Origin of the sequence: Campylobacter sp. IFREMER_LSEM_CL2194 (genome assembly GCF_025771685.1) — a bacterium.
Classification (GTDB): Bacteria; Campylobacterota; Campylobacteria; order Campylobacterales; family Campylobacteraceae; genus Campylobacter_D.
Genome location: NZ_JAKMQS010000004.1, coordinates 90,126 through 103,823, shown reverse-complemented (window position 1 = coordinate 103,823; position 13,698 = coordinate 90,126). Strand labels below are relative to the sequence as shown.

Genomic DNA, 13,698 nt, shown 5'->3' with positions numbered 1-13,698 from the left:
ACCTACATATTTATGAAATTTTTTAATAATACTTCGCCCGCTTCGCCACTTCTTTCAGGGTGAAACTGCACGCCATAAAAATTGTCTTTATTTAAACTTGCACTAAATTTGGTAGAATACTCACACTCTGCGATGGTGTATTCATTTAGCCCCACACAATAACTATGCACAAAATAAAAATAAGCTCCATCTAAGCCTTTAAAAAGCTCATGAGAGCTAAAGACTTGATTCCACCCCATATGTGGGAAAGTAAAATTTGCTTTTTCTTGGAATTTTTGTGTTTCAAAAGGCATAATACCAAGTGTTTTTTGGTGTAATTCTTCTGAAAATTTACCCAAAATTTGCATACCAAGACAAATGCCTAAAAGTGGTTTTGTGGTAGTTTGGATAAAATTTTCTAAATTAAGTGCTTGTAGATTAGCCATTGCTTTAGCTGCTGTGCCAACCCCAGGAAGTAAAAGCTTATCTGCTTGTGAGAGTTCTTTTAAATCATGCGTGATAATACTTTTTTGCCCTAAACGCTCGAGTGCAAAAGCAAGTGAAGCTAAGTTCGCACAACCTGTATCTATAATAGCTAGTTTCATATCACTCCTTTTGAGCTTGCTAGATTTTCATTTTCTATTTTTATAGCCATTTTTAAAGCTCTTGCAAAGGCTTTAAAAAGCCCTTCGGCTTTGTGATGATCGTTTTTGCCTTTAACTTTTAAATGCAAACTCGCACCCATAGCATAGCTTAGTGAGTAGAAAAAATGCTCTATCATTTCTGTGCTTAATTCTCCAAGCTTTTCTTTTTTAAATTTAGCCTTATAAACTAAATGCGGTCTATTACAAAAGTCAATCGCGCAACTTGCCAAGCACTCATCCATAGGTAAAACAAAGCCATATCTTGCAATACCTATTTTTTGATCAAGTGCATTTTTAATAGCCTCGCCCAAAGCAAGCGCGACATCTTCTACGCTGTGATGTTCATCAACCTCTAAATCCCCTTTGCATTTTATCTCTAAAGATATATTTGCATGCGTAGCAATTTGCTCTAACATATGATCAAAAAATGCGATATTTGTTTTTATATTAGCTTTTGCTTTTTCATTAAAAGCTATTTTAACTTGAATTTGAGTTTCTTTGGTATTACGCTCTATGCAGGCACTGCGGTAATTTTGCAAGATAAAATCAGCAATTTGCTCCCAGTTAAAATCGTTTTTATCATATTTTAAACCTTGAATTTCAAGATTTTGCGCCAAAAGCATATCGCTGTCTCTATCGCCTATGACAAAACTTTTATTTTTGTCATAAAGTTTATTTTTGATATAGTTTTCAAGCATGGCAGTTTTTGGCTTCCTACAGGCGCAATTTTCATGCTCAAAATGTGGACATATAAAAATATCTTCAAATTCTATACCACAACTTTGAAAAACACTTAGCATTTTTTCATGAGCCTTGTCAAAATTTTCCTTAGGAAAAGAATTTGTGCCTAGGCCATCTTGATTACTCACCATAACAAATTTAAAACCAAAATTTTTTAACTTTAAAAGTGCATTGATAGCACCTTTTTCAAACTCAAGTTTTTCCAAAGAATCGATTTGAAAATCATCTTTTGGCTCATCAATGAGCGTGCCATCTCTATCGATAAATAAAATTTTTGCACTCATTTTAGACTTTCTAATCTTAAACTCACGGCATTTTTATGCCCATCAAGCCCTTCAGCTGCTGCTAAAATTTCCACCACAGGCCCAAGCTTTTTAAAGCCTTCTTTACTAAGTTCTTGTACAGTCATTCTTTTCATAAAATCAGCAAGCCCTAATGAAGAATAAGACTTAGTAAAACCATAAGTTGGCAATACATGATTTGTTCCACTTGCATAATCTCCCATAGATTCTGGAGAATACTCACCTAAAAATACTGAACCTGCATGCATAATATCATCAAGCAAGCTAGATGGATTTTGTGTATGAATAATCAAATGTTCGGGTGCATAGTCATTTGAAATGCTTATGGCATGTTTTATATCTTTTGCAAGAATGATTTTAGAGTGTGCTAAAGATTTGGAAGCAATTTCTTTACGCGCGAGTTTTTCAAGCTGTAAAGCAACTTCACTATCTACTTCTTTGGCTAATTTTTCACTTGTGCAAACTAAAATCGCTTGAGAATCTGCTCCATGCTCAGCTTGTGAGAGTAAATCTGAAGCTATAAATTTAGCATTAGCAAACTCATCTGCTAAAACTAACACTTCAGAAGGGCCTGCTTGCATATCAATAGCCACTCCATGATTATTAACTTGTTTTTTGGCTTCAGTTACAAAGGCATTTCCTGGGCCAAAAATTTTATCTACTTTTTGCACACTTTGCGTTCCATAAGCAAGCGCTGCTATGGCTCCTGCTCCACCTATTTGATACACCGCATCAACTTCGCAAAGTTTTGCTACAAAAGCAATGGCAGGGTGTAGTGGTGCTGGGGAAGCTAAGGCTATAAATTTACAATTTGCAATTTTAGCTGGAATAGCTAACATGAGTGCAGTTGAAAAAAGTGGTGCTAAGCCTCCTGGTATATAAAGTCCTACTTTTTCAATAGCTCTTGTTAGCACCTTACAAGTTACCCCTTCAAAGGTTTGAACTTCTATGGTTTGGCCTTCTTGAGCTTTGTGGAATTTATAGATATTTTCATAAGCTATTTTAATAGCTTGTTTTAACTCATCATCAATTTGCTCTGCTAAATTACTAAGCTCTTCATCGCTTAGTTTAATGGAATTTAACTCTACTTTATCAAATTTTACAGCCATTTGTTTTAAAGCTTCATCGCCATTTATTTTGACATCTTCAATGATTTGTTCTACTATGGTTTTAACCTGTGCATTAGCGCTTATAGCAGGACGCTTAAGTGCTAATTCTTGTTCGCTTTGGTTTAATTTTTCAAAATCAAGTATTTGCATTTTTATCCTTTAAGAGAGCATTTTTTCAATAGGTAAAACTAAAATCGCACTTGCGCCTTCTTTTTTCAAAGCTTCCATAGTTTCCCAAAATAAATTTTCTTGACTTACCATATGTAGCGCCACTCTAGCTTTATCATTTTCTAAAGGTAAAATCGTAGGTTTTTCAACACCTGGTAACAAGGCTGTGATTTTTTCCAGCTTTTCAATAGGAGCATGCAACATGATGTATTTTGACTCTCTTGCTTGCATAACTCCATTAATCCTAATGAGTAGTTTATCGATTAATTCTTGTTTATGTGAAGCTAAACTTTCTTTTCTTTGGATAATGCAAGCTTTTGATTTATAAATCACCATAACTTCTTTAAGCCCATTTGCTTTCAAAGTAGCACCACTTGAAACTAAATCACAAATTCCATCAGCTAAATTTGCACTTGGCGCTACTTCAACTGAGCCTGTTAGCATACAAGTTTTATAAGGAATGTTATTTTCTTCCATAAAACGCTTTAAAAGCTGTGGATAAGAAGTTGCTATGCGTAAATTTTTAAAACTTTCTATACCTTTATACTCACTATTTTCTGGCAATGCTAAAGACAAACGGCACCCACCAAAATCAAGCTTTTTAAGCATTATAAAATCTGCATTTTCGTTTTTTGATTTTCTTTCTAGTTCATTTTCTTCTAAAACATTTTCTCCAACTATACCAAGATCTACCACTCCATCAAAAATTAACCCTGGTATATCATCATCTCTTACTCTAAGTAAATCAATAGGTAAATTTGTAGAAAAAGCAATCAAGCTTTGATCGTGTATGCGAAGTTTTACGCCTATAGATTCAAGTAAGGCGATAGAGTCTTTACTTAAACGACCTGATTTTTGTATAGCTATGCGTAATCTTGAATTTTCTTGCATTTTTTTCCTTTTTTGTAGTTAAAAAGATTAATAGTAGCAAAAAATGGATAAAAATACAAAAAATAGTAAGTAAATAAATAAAAATTAAGAAGTTTTTAGCCTTTAAAAAGGCTAAAAATTAAGCTACAAATTCGATGAAAGCCATTTCTGCAGCATCGCCACGGCGGATTCTTGTTTTGATAATTCTTGTATAACCACCGTTTCTATCTGCAAATTTAGGTGCAATTTCTGTTACAAGTTTATTTGTAGCTTCTTTATCTTGCAAGCTAGCAAAAACTGCTCTGTGAGCATTGAAATCACCTTTTCTTGCACGAGTGATCAATCTTTCAACATAACCTCTTAATTCTTTTGCTTTAGGTAATGTTGTTTCTATTTTACCTGCTTTAATAATAGCAATGGTAAGGTTTTTTAATAAGGCTGCACGATGAGTAGAAGTGCGACCTAACTTTCTATATCCATGTCTATGTCTCATTGATTATCCTTCATTTTGTGCTTTTAATTCTGTAATTTTTTTCTTTAGCGTTTCTTTTGCACTATCACTGAGTTTTGAATTTCCTATAGGGAAACCTATAGATTCCATTACACTTTTAATCTCATCTAAAGATTTTTTACCAAGATTTTTTAAATCTGCAAGTTCGCTAACACTCATTAAAGCAAGTTCACCAATATAAACTACATTTGCTTTTTCTAAGCAGTTAAAACTTCTTGCACTTAAATTTAACTCAGTTATATTTTGAAGTAATTTTACATGTTCTACTTCATTATTTGGTGTTTGACTTCTTACAACGCTTTGTGCATTAGTGATTTTATCAAACACTGATAATTGTTTATACATTGCTTCTAAAGCATTTTTAAAAGCGTCACTTGGTGAAATTTGACCATCAGTTGTGATTGTAAAAACAACTTTTTCATAATCTGGATTATCTTCAAAAAGCACTTTTTCTATATCATAAACCGCATGTTTTACCGGAGTAAAGAACGCATCAAGTGCTATAAATTCAGGATCTAAGAAATTTTGAATTTCTTCAGAAGGCACATAACCTATACCTTTTTCAATGATTAAAGTAAATTCTAAATCTGCATCTTCATTAATCGTTGCAAGATAGCTATCTGCATTCACAACTTCAACAACTTCATTGTCTAAGTCTTTTCCGCAAATTTCTTTTGGTCCTTTAAAACTAAAAGTTACGATTTCTTTTTCAGAATCTGTTTTTAGTTTAAATCTTAATTTTTTTAGATTGATAATAAACAATGCTACATCTTCAAGCATACCACGCATACTATCAAATTCATGTGCTACGCCTTTGATTTTAACTCCTGTTGGAGCAAAACCTACTGTGCTTGAATAAAGCAAACGACGCAAAGGATGCGCCAAAGTAATAGCATAACCAATTTCAAAAGGCCATGCACTTACTTTTGCTACTGTATCACTGATATTTTCAATACTAAACTCTGTTGGTGTATAAGCAGAAGTTGTAATATGTCTCATATCAAAAACCTTTATTATTTAGAGTACAACTCAACGATATATCTTTCCTCAACTGGAATGATAACTTCTTCTCTTTCAGGCTTTCTTGTAAAAATTCCAAATCTTTTATCTTTTTCTACATCAACCCAAGCAACTATACCAGTTTGAGCAGTAAGTTCGATCGCTCTTGAAATTTGAGGATTGTTTTTGCTTTTTTCAATCACTTCAACTTTTTGGCCTGCTTCTACTCTATAACTAGGAATATCTACTCTTTTACCATTTACTAAAATGTGTCCATGAGTTACAAGTTGTCTAGCAAAACGGCGTGTTGTAGCAAAACCCATTCTATAAACAACATTATCAAGTCTTTGTTCTAAAAGCTGGATCAAAAGCGCACCGGTATTGCCATCTTTTCTAGCAGCTTCACTAAATAATCTTCTAAATTGTTTTTCACTAACACCATACATAAATTTAGCTTTTTGTTTTTCTCTTAATTGAAGTCCGTATTCGCTGATTTTAGCTTTTCTTTGTCCATGCTGACCTGGTGCGTAAGGGCGTTTATCTAAAGCACTTTTACCTGCTAATCTTCTTTCGCCTTTCATTGCCAAGCTTACGCCAAGTCGTCTTTCTAATTTTTCTACTGGTCCTCTATATCTTGCCATTATAATTCTCCTAAATCTTATATCTTATTCTTAGACACGACGACGTTTTGGTGGTCTACAACCATTATGAGCTAATGGGGTAATATCTTTTAAGAAAGTTACTTTGATACCTTCCATAGCACCTACACTTTTAACTGCTGTTTCACGACCACTTCCTGGCCCTTGTACTTTAATGCCTACTTCTTTAATACCATGTTCTTTTGCTTTATTTAAAGCATCTTCTACTGCTTGTTGTGCCGCATAAGGAGTTGATTTTTTAGAACCTTTAAATCCTAAACCACCTGCACTACTCCATGCAATAGCATTTCCCATTTCATCAGTTACAGTAACCATAGTATTATTAAATGTTGCACTGATATAAACTATACCTTTAGCTATATTTTTTTTAACTATTTTTTTCTTAACAACTTTTCTTTTTGCCATTTTCTATCCTTATGATTTTGCACCAACGGTTTTTCTCTTACCTTTTCTAGTTCTGGCATTTGTTTTTGTTTTTTGACCACGAACCGGTAAGCCTTTTCTATGTCTTAAGCCTCTAAAGCTTCCTAGATCCATTAATGCTTTGATATCCATAGCAACTTGTTTTCTAAGATCACCCTCAACCATATAGTTTTCTTGAATTTCTTTACGGATAGCCGCTGCTTCGTCCTCACTTAACTCATGAACTCTTTTATCATAAGAAATTCCGGTTTTATCTAAGATTTTTCTTGAAGTATGCAAACCTATACCATAAATATAAGTCAAACCATATTCAATTCTTTTTTTCTTTGGTAAATCTACACCTGCAATACGAGCCATAAATTATCCTTGTCTTTGTTTGTGTTTTGGATTTTCGCAAATAATGCGAACTACGCCTTTACGACGAACTACTTTGCATTTGTCACACATCTTTTTAACAGATGGTCTAACTTTCATGCTTTACTCCTGTTATTGTAAATTCCACTTTTTTACAACTGCACCAGGTTTTTAGAGTAACCAACTATTTTCAAAATAAGTGGTGATTTTGAAAATACTTCTTCATACAGTTTTATTGCAATTTCTGCAAAAGTGCTAATTATACTTTACTTTTGCTTTTAAACAACTTAGACTTATTTGTATCTAAATGTAATACGACCCTTATCAAGACTATAAGGCGTTAGCTCTACTTTAACTCTATCGCCAGGCATAATTCTAATATAATGCATACGCATTTTACCTGCAATATGACAAAGTATCATATGTTTATTATCTAATTCGACTTTAAAAGTCGCATTAGGTAAAGCTTCGATTACATTACCATCGATTTCGATAATATCATCTTTTGCCAATATTTCTCTCCTTTCTATAAAATACAAAGCTATTATTTTATCACAATTTTTCTTTTTAAATTTTTAATATTTTTTTACAAACTATAATATTTTTACTATAATTACAAAATTACTACAAAAAGAAAGTATTTATAGATGTCAAAAACTTTAAAAAGAGGTGATTTTAAAACTCTTTCCTTATCTTCTTTGGGTGGAGCTTTAGAATTTTATGATTTTGTTATTTTTGTATTTTTTGCTAATTATATTTCAAGAAATTTTTTTCCTAGTGATTTAAGTGATTTTTGGAAACTTTTAAACACTTATGGGGCTTTCGCAGCAGGATATTTAGCTAGACCAATCGGTGGTATAATTATGGCACATTTTGGAGATAAAATGGGTCGCAAAAAGATGTTTATGCTTAGTATATTACTCATGGTGCTTCCAACTTTCTCTCTAGCTTTTATACCTACTTTTGAAACTATAGGATATTTTGCTCCTATTTTTTTACTACTTGTTAGAATAGCTCAAGGTATAGCTATAGGCGGAGAACTCCCTGGTGCTTGGGTATTTGTAAAAGAACATGCACCCGATGGAAGAGATAGTTTTTATATTAGCGCTATTAATGCTTCTATGGCTTTTGGAATTCTTTTAGGCTGTATTGTTGCCTTAGCGATTAATCATTACTTTGATCAAGAAGCAATTTATGAATATGCTTGGCGTATTCCATTTGCCATAGGTGGATTTTTTGGTATCATTTCTATATATCTTAGAAAATTTTTAGAAGAAACACCTGTTTTTCAAAAAATGCGACAAGAAAATGATTTAGAAAAATTTCCTTTAAAAACACTTTTTAAAGAAAAAAATATTTATTTAGACATCATTGCTTCTATGCTTTTAACTTGGATGCTCACAGCCTGCGTGATAATACTTATTTTACTTATGCCCAATTTTATATCAGAAGTTTTGATTCTTGATAAAACAGATGCGATTTTAATCCAAATGTTTGCAATAGTGATTTTATCTTGTGGAACTTTACTTGCTGGAATTTGGGTTGATAAATTTGGTTTTTTAGCTACCGCTTTAATTTTTACCATAGGATTTAGTTTATCGTGCTTTTTTTATTTTTATTTTTTCTATGCTCAAATTTTGCATTTGAGTATATATTTTTATTTTATAGCGTGTTTTTTTGGTGGTATTAATGCTTTAGCACCTATTTTAATGTGTAAAATTTTTAAGCCAAGTATTCGTTTTAGTGGAATTTCTTTTTCTTATAATATAGCTTATGCAATAGCGGGTGGTTTCACTCCTCAACTTGTATTTGCATTACATTCTTTGGCTATAAAACCTGAAAATCCTTTCGTGTATGGAATTTTTATTTATATTTTGTTTTTATCCCTGATAACACTGATAACTACCATATTTACTTATAAGAGGTTAAGATTTTAATGTTATAATTAAAAAAAATTATTAATTAAAAATTTATAAAATTAAAGGAAAATGATTATGAAAATTTTTATTGTTTTAATACTTTCTTTGTTGCCACTTTTAGCATTTGAAATGATTACACCTATACCAGAAAGCATTCCTTATAATAAAGAAAAAGCTATTTTAGGAAAAAAACTCTATATGGATACAAGTTTATCAAAAGATAAAAAAGTATCTTGCAATAGTTGTCATGATATTGCAAATTTTGGAGTAGATAATAAAACTTTTTCAACAGGTATTAATGGCATAATAGATGAGCCATTCCATACTCCTACAAATTTTAATGCCGTTTTTAGCCTAGCACAATTTTGGAGAGGCAATGCAAAAGATTTACAAGAACAAGCCAAACATCCTTTGTTAAACCCTAAAGAAATGGGGTTAAAAGATGCAGATGAAGTGGTGCAAATAGTAAAAACTAACGCAATTTATGAAAAAGAATTTAAAAGACTTTACGGAGAAGTTACCTTTGATAATATAGCAGATGCTTTAGCTGAATTTCAAAAAACCTTACTTACGCCAAATTCCCCATTTGACCGCTACTTAAAGGGAGATAAAAATGCTATAAGCGAACAAGCAAAAAGAGGCTATAATGCCTTTTTATCAAATGGTTGTATAGCGTGCCATCAAGGACAAAATATAGGTGGAAATATGTATCAAAAAATGGGAGTATTTGTTCCTTATGATAATGGAACAAATTGGAAAGGACGCTATGAGATCACTCAAGATCCTCACGATCAATTTGTAGTAAAAGTGCCAAGTCTTAGAAACATAGCCAAAACTGCTCCTTATTTTCATGATGGTTCTATGCCAACACTTGATGCTTGCGTACAATTTATGGCGTATTATCAGCTTGGTAAATTTTTAGAGCAAGATGTAGTTGATGATATAGTTGCATTTTTAAATTCTTTAACAGGAGAATACCATGATCCACTCAAATAAAAAAACTTTCTCTTTTTTAAAACAATTCATCACTTTATCCATAGTGGTTTTGGTATTGCTTTTAACTTTGACTTTATTTATTTTTAATACTTACAATACCACCAAAAGAAATTCACTTATTATGGATTCTTTTCAAAAATTAGAAATTCTAGATACTAAAATAGATGAAATTTTTAAAAATAAACTCAATTTACAAAATTATGACACTAGCGTTGCTTTAATACAAGATTTTGAAAATACTTTAGCAATTTTAAAAGCCAATAAAATAGACACTAAAAAAATACAAACGATTTTTGAGAAAAAAAATGCTCAATTACAGCATTTTAAATCAGCTAATTCTATTGCTATAAATTCAAAACTTTATCTTTATGAAATTCAACAAGAAATCATCAAACAAACAAATCAATTAGCACTCACTACTCAAGAGGCTAAACAAATAGAATATATAGGAAATATTTTAAGCATTATAGGAACTATGGATATATTAGAACCTTTAGCGCAAAATAGATTACAAAATCTTGTCACAAATTTAAACGCAAAAGATTCTCAATTACCACAAGAGTTATTTGAGCTTTTTAATACACATTGTAAGATGATATTAAGTCAAATTAAAATATTAAAAGATAATTCTCAAAGTTTTCTTGATCAAGAACTGCAAAAACAAATTCTAGCACACCAAAATTTAATTGCTAAAAATATCAATCTACAAAATAAATATAATCTTTATACAGCTATAGGAATTTTCCTATTTACCTTAGTTGTATTGATTTTTTTCATACTTTTAACATTAAAAAAAGTAATCATACCTATATCTTTACTTGAAAAACTAAGTGCAAATCTAGCGGGAGAACATGCGAATTTAAGTGCAAGATTAGACATTGATAAAAAAAGTGAATTAGCTACAAGTGCTGGCTATATAAACTCTTTTATACAAATAGTGCAAAATTCGGTTTTAGAAGCTATACAAACTGCAAATTCAAGCCACAAAAGCTCACAAAAACTTTCCCAAAATGCTGAAATTTTACAGCAAAGTTCACTTTTACAGCATGAGCAAATTTCTAATGTCCATGAAATAAGTTCTGTTTTAGAAAGTCATATAGACTTAACTCAAAATCTAGCTAAAAATACTATAAAAGATATGCATGATATGCAAGAAGTTATGGGAGAAGTTGAAAAAACACTTAAAGAGTTAGTAGAGCTTATATTACTAAGTGGAGAAAAAGAACAAAGTGTTTTAAGTGCTATGGATATACTAGTACAAAGTGCTGATAGTATTGTAGAAGTTACAGCAGCTATTAAAGATATAGCCGATCAAACTAACTTACTAGCTTTAAATGCAGCTATTGAAGCAGCTCGTGCAGGAGAACATGGTAGAGGCTTTGCTGTTGTTGCTGATGAAGTTAGAAACTTAGCTGATAAAACTACAAAATCTTTAGTCGCTATAGAAACTACTGTAAGAACTATAGTACAACAAATCAATGACAACAAAAGCTTGATGGATGGAATTCATCAATCCATGAGTGATACTTCCAACAAAGCTAATATCTTACAAGGTGAGGTTGGAACTTCTATAGAAAAATTAAAAACAAGTATCCATTCTACTAAAATTATGGAAGAAAAAAGTGATGAGTCAAAAGCTAAAATGAATGAGTTAGAACAAAATGTAGAAAAAGTGACTGAGCTTGCAAATTGTGTTAAAAACTATTCACTCGAGCTAACACAAATTTCACAAGATGTTTTAGAAAATGCTTCTAAACTTTCAGAAAAACTAAAAACATTTGAGTAAGAAAGTTTAAACTTTCTTACTTAGATAAAATATCTGCTTTGCCATTTATAATTGCAACACAATGCTCATAATGAGCAGCATTTAATCCATCTTTGCTTCCTGCTTCCCAATTACCTTTTAAATGTATTGGTGTGCCATCTTTTTGACATACCATAGGCTCTATGCAAAATACCATGCCATTTTTGATTTTAGGTCCACTTTTTGCACTAGCACCTGGTTCTAAATAATTTGGAATTTCAGGCTCACCGTGTGGCTTTTTACCTATACCATGACCACAATAACCTTTCAAAGGTACAAATCCTCTTTTAGCGATAAACTCGCCAAGCTCATATGAAAGCTCTTTAAAACGCATACCTTCTTTGATAATATCTATAGCATAATACAAAGCATCTTTAGCACAAGCAATCAAAGCCTCATCAGTGGCTGAAATTTGACCTATAGGTATAGTCCTTGCTGCATCTCCATAATATCCATCTATGCAAGTACCCACATCAAGCCCTAAAATATCGCCTTCTTTTAAAATACGCTCATCCCCTACACCATGAATGCAAGCTTGATTAAGCGAGATACAAATACTGCCTGGAAAACCATATAAGCCTTTAAAAGATGGTTTTGCACCATGATCAAGTATAAATTCTTCTGCTTTAATGTCAATTTCTTTTAAACTCATACCCGGAACTATAATGCCTTCTAGATAGTCAAGCGTTCTAGCTACAAGTTCATTTGCCTTGCGTAGTTTTTCTATTTCTGCTGGTTTTTTGATTTCTATCATTTATATTTTCCTTAAAATTTTTAAAAATTTAGCATTTATGCGCTTTTAAAAGCTTTAAGGGAAAACCTTAAGTTCTAAAACTTAAGGTTTTAACATACACTTGTAAGATTGGTAGCTAAACCACCTAAAGAAGTTTCTTTGTATTTTGAGTTCATATCCTTGCCAGTTTCATACATAGTTTTTATGACCTCATCAAGACTTACTTTTGGAGTTGATTTTCTACTCATTGCCATTCTAGCAGCTGAAATAGCTTTGATCGCTCCAAAGGCATTTCTTTCTATACAAGGAATTTGCACCAAACCACTTACTGGATCACAAGTTAATCCTAAATGATGCTCCATCGCAATTTCAGCAGCATTACAAGCTATCTTTGCATCAAAACCCATCACAGTAGCCATAGCTCCTGCTGCCATAGAACTTGCACTACCAATTTCAGCTTGACAGCCAGCTTCAGCACCACTTATGCTTGCATTTTTCTTATAAAAAGAACCTATTAACATAGCAGTTAGCAAAAAATTAATAGCCTTTTCATCATTAAAACCAACTGTATGGTTTTTAAGATAAAGCATTACAGCAGGCACAACAGCACAAGCTCCATTGGTTGGAGCAGTTACTACTCTAGCTCCACTTGCATTTTCCTCTGCAATAGCAATAGCATATAAAGAAATAAAATCAATAATCCCCAAAGGATCGCTTGTCATAGCCAAACGCTCATTAAGCCCTTTAGCACGGCGCTTTAAGTGCAAATTTCCTGGAAGAAAATCTGAACTTGGATGAATACCATTATAATAAACTTCTTGCATTACTTCCCAAATTTCTAAACAATAAGCTCTAATTTCTTCTTTGGTATGAAATTGAAGCTCATATTCATAAGAAAGTTTTGCTAGATCCCATGATTTTTCTTCACAAATTTTTAAAGCATCACTTGCATTGTTAACATCAAGTTCTAATTTAGTATGTTTTTGCTCACAAGCCCCATCTTTGTGTTTTTGAAGCTCAGCTTCACTCATAACAAAACCACCACCCACTGAATAATAAATTTCTTCAGCAATGATTTCTCCATTTTCATCATAAGCACTTACTTTTAACCCATTTTCATGTAAAGGTAAAAAGTCTTTTTCAAAAATCAAATCTTTATCATAATCAAAATTTAATTCTTTTTGAGCATTTAAAACCAAAATTTTATCTTGTAAAATTTTATTAAACACACGATCTTGCAAAGCAGCGTTGAGTTCTTTTGCTCTTAAGCCACTCAAACCCCATATAATAGCCTTATCACTTAAATGGCCTTTACCAGTAAGCGATAAAGAGCCATAAAGTTTGATTTGAATTTTTGTAATTTGCGTGATTTTATCTTTAATCTTTTCACAAAACATATTACCCGCTAGCATTGGTCCTAAGGTATGAGAAGATGAAGGACCAACACCAACTTTAAATATACTTAAATTACTACTCATTCACTAACA

General features: G+C 32.0%; 16 protein-coding genes and 1 pseudogene. 4 read left to right on the top strand and 13 right to left on the bottom strand.

Going from position 1 to position 13,698, the window contains the following annotated elements; translation table 11 throughout:
• Nucleotides 1-2 precede the first annotated feature (2 nt).
• The 11 genes from hisH to infA form a co-directional block, all read right to left on the bottom strand.
• Nucleotides 3-584, bottom strand: a complete 582-nt coding sequence (hisH, locus tag L8V79_RS03090) for an imidazole glycerol phosphate synthase subunit HisH (protein ID WP_263666448.1) — start codon at nt 582-584, stop codon at nt 3-5.
• The gene (gene hisB / locus L8V79_RS03085; RefSeq protein ID WP_263702426.1) at nt 581-1,648 is read right to left on the bottom strand and encodes a bifunctional histidinol-phosphatase/imidazoleglycerol-phosphate dehydratase HisB; all 1,068 of its coding nucleotides are present in this window, start codon (nt 1,646-1,648) and stop codon (nt 581-583) included. Before hisB ends, hisH begins: the two co-directional genes overlap by 4 nt.
• Complete coding sequence (hisD, locus tag L8V79_RS03080) at nt 1,645-2,925, bottom strand: histidinol dehydrogenase (RefSeq protein WP_263702425.1); 1,281 nt, start codon at nt 2,923-2,925, stop codon at nt 1,645-1,647. Before hisD ends, hisB begins: the two co-directional genes overlap by 4 nt.
• A gap of 9 nt (nt 2,926-2,934) precedes the next feature.
• Complete coding sequence (gene hisG / locus L8V79_RS03075) at nt 2,935-3,834, bottom strand: ATP phosphoribosyltransferase (RefSeq protein WP_039667846.1); 900 nt, start codon at nt 3,832-3,834, stop codon at nt 2,935-2,937.
• A gap of 118 nt (nt 3,835-3,952) precedes the next feature.
• Complete coding sequence (gene rplQ, locus L8V79_RS03070) at nt 3,953-4,306, bottom strand: 50S ribosomal protein L17 (RefSeq protein ID WP_012660847.1); 354 nt, start codon at nt 4,304-4,306, stop codon at nt 3,953-3,955.
• Between the two features lie 3 nt (nt 4,307-4,309).
• Nucleotides 4,310-5,323 carry a DNA-directed RNA polymerase subunit alpha gene (locus L8V79_RS03065; RefSeq protein WP_039627711.1) on the bottom strand — a complete coding sequence of 338 codons (1,014 nt, stop codon included), beginning with the start codon at nt 5,321-5,323 and terminating at the stop codon, nt 4,310-4,312.
• 14 nt (nt 5,324-5,337) lie between these two features.
• Complete coding sequence (rpsD, locus tag L8V79_RS03060; protein WP_263659172.1) at nt 5,338-5,964, bottom strand: 30S ribosomal protein S4; 627 nt, start codon at nt 5,962-5,964, stop codon at nt 5,338-5,340.
• A gap of 30 nt (nt 5,965-5,994) precedes the next feature.
• A complete protein-coding gene (gene rpsK / locus L8V79_RS03055; RefSeq protein WP_133319145.1) occupies nt 5,995-6,387 on the bottom strand; it encodes a 30S ribosomal protein S11 in 393 nt (130 codons plus the stop codon).
• 9 nt (nt 6,388-6,396) lie between these two features.
• A complete protein-coding gene (gene rpsM, locus L8V79_RS03050; protein WP_012660843.1) occupies nt 6,397-6,762 on the bottom strand; it encodes a 30S ribosomal protein S13 in 366 nt (121 codons plus the stop codon).
• Between the two features lie 3 nt (nt 6,763-6,765).
• Nucleotides 6,766-6,879 (bottom strand): 50S ribosomal protein L36, encoded by a 114-nt coding sequence (gene rpmJ / locus L8V79_RS03045; RefSeq protein ID WP_002781429.1) that lies wholly within the window; start codon nt 6,877-6,879, stop codon nt 6,766-6,768.
• Nucleotides 6,880-7,052: 173 nt separating this feature from the next.
• Complete coding sequence (gene infA / locus L8V79_RS03040) at nt 7,053-7,271, bottom strand: translation initiation factor IF-1 (protein ID WP_263702424.1); 219 nt, start codon at nt 7,269-7,271, stop codon at nt 7,053-7,055.
• Nucleotides 7,272-7,406: 135 nt separating this feature from the next.
• Between infA and L8V79_RS03035 the strand changes: the two genes are divergently transcribed.
• The 4 genes and pseudogenes from L8V79_RS03035 (at nt 7,407) to L8V79_RS08210 (ending at nt 11,460) form a co-directional block, all read left to right on the top strand.
• Nucleotides 7,407-8,696: an MFS transporter gene (locus tag L8V79_RS03035; RefSeq protein WP_133319144.1), complete on the top strand. Its 1,290-nt coding sequence runs from the start codon at nt 7,407-7,409 to the stop codon at nt 8,694-8,696.
• A gap of 54 nt (nt 8,697-8,750) precedes the next feature.
• The gene (locus L8V79_RS03030; protein WP_243705637.1) at nt 8,751-9,674 is read left to right on the top strand and encodes a cytochrome-c peroxidase; all 924 of its coding nucleotides are present in this window, start codon (nt 8,751-8,753) and stop codon (nt 9,672-9,674) included.
• Nucleotides 9,658-10,332: pseudogene (locus tag L8V79_RS08215) on the top strand (DAHL domain-containing protein); the annotation flags it as partial. The gene L8V79_RS03030 and the pseudogene L8V79_RS08215, both read left to right, overlap by 17 nt.
• Nucleotides 10,333-10,812: 480 nt before the next feature.
• Nucleotides 10,813-11,460: a methyl-accepting chemotaxis protein gene (locus L8V79_RS08210; RefSeq protein ID WP_375154868.1), complete on the top strand. Its 648-nt coding sequence runs from the start codon at nt 10,813-10,815 to the stop codon at nt 11,458-11,460.
• A gap of 16 nt (nt 11,461-11,476) precedes the next feature.
• On the opposite strand, the gene map is transcribed toward L8V79_RS08210, so the two are convergent.
• A complete protein-coding gene (gene map, locus L8V79_RS03020) occupies nt 11,477-12,232 on the bottom strand; it encodes a type I methionyl aminopeptidase (RefSeq protein WP_263664496.1) in 756 nt (251 codons plus the stop codon).
• 89 nt (nt 12,233-12,321) lie between these two features.
• Nucleotides 12,322-13,689: an L-serine ammonia-lyase gene (locus tag L8V79_RS03015; protein ID WP_263682900.1), complete on the bottom strand. Its 1,368-nt coding sequence runs from the start codon at nt 13,687-13,689 to the stop codon at nt 12,322-12,324.
• Between the last annotated feature and the right edge of the window lie 9 nt (nt 13,690-13,698).

Excerpts from the sequence above, each read along its gene's own strand:
- rplQ (WP_012660847.1), bottom strand. The coding sequence starts at position 4,306 with ATGAGACATAGACATGGATATAGAAAGTTAGGTCGCACTTCTACTCAT.
- L8V79_RS08210 (WP_375154868.1), top strand. The coding sequence starts at position 10,813 with ATGCATGATATGCAAGAAGTTATGGGAGAAGTTGAAAAAACACTTAAA.
- rpmJ (WP_002781429.1), bottom strand. The coding sequence starts at position 6,879 with ATGAAAGTTAGACCATCTGTTAAAAAGATGTGTGACAAATGCAAAGTA.
- hisG (WP_039667846.1), bottom strand. The coding sequence starts at position 3,834 with ATGCAAGAAAATTCAAGATTACGCATAGCTATACAAAAATCAGGTCGT.
- hisD (WP_263702425.1), bottom strand. The coding sequence starts at position 2,925 with ATGCAAATACTTGATTTTGAAAAATTAAACCAAAGCGAACAAGAATTA.
- map (WP_263664496.1), bottom strand. The coding sequence starts at position 12,232 with ATGATAGAAATCAAAAAACCAGCAGAAATAGAAAAACTACGCAAGGCA.
- rpsD (WP_263659172.1), bottom strand. The coding sequence starts at position 5,964 with ATGGCAAGATATAGAGGACCAGTAGAAAAATTAGAAAGACGACTTGGC.
- hisH (WP_263666448.1), bottom strand. The coding sequence starts at position 584 with ATGAAACTAGCTATTATAGATACAGGTTGTGCGAACTTAGCTTCACTT.
- rpsM (WP_012660843.1), bottom strand. The coding sequence starts at position 6,762 with ATGGCTCGTATTGCAGGTGTAGATTTACCAAAGAAAAAAAGAATTGAA.
- L8V79_RS03065 (WP_039627711.1), bottom strand. The coding sequence starts at position 5,323 with ATGAGACATATTACAACTTCTGCTTATACACCAACAGAGTTTAGTATT.
- L8V79_RS03015 (WP_263682900.1), bottom strand. The coding sequence starts at position 13,689 with ATGAGTAGTAATTTAAGTATATTTAAAGTTGGTGTTGGTCCTTCATCT.
- rpsK (WP_133319145.1), bottom strand. The coding sequence starts at position 6,387 with ATGGCAAAAAGAAAAGTTGTTAAGAAAAAAATAGTTAAAAAAAATATA.
- L8V79_RS03035 (WP_133319144.1), top strand. The coding sequence starts at position 7,407 with ATGTCAAAAACTTTAAAAAGAGGTGATTTTAAAACTCTTTCCTTATCT.
- hisB (WP_263702426.1), bottom strand. The coding sequence starts at position 1,648 with ATGAGTGCAAAAATTTTATTTATCGATAGAGATGGCACGCTCATTGAT.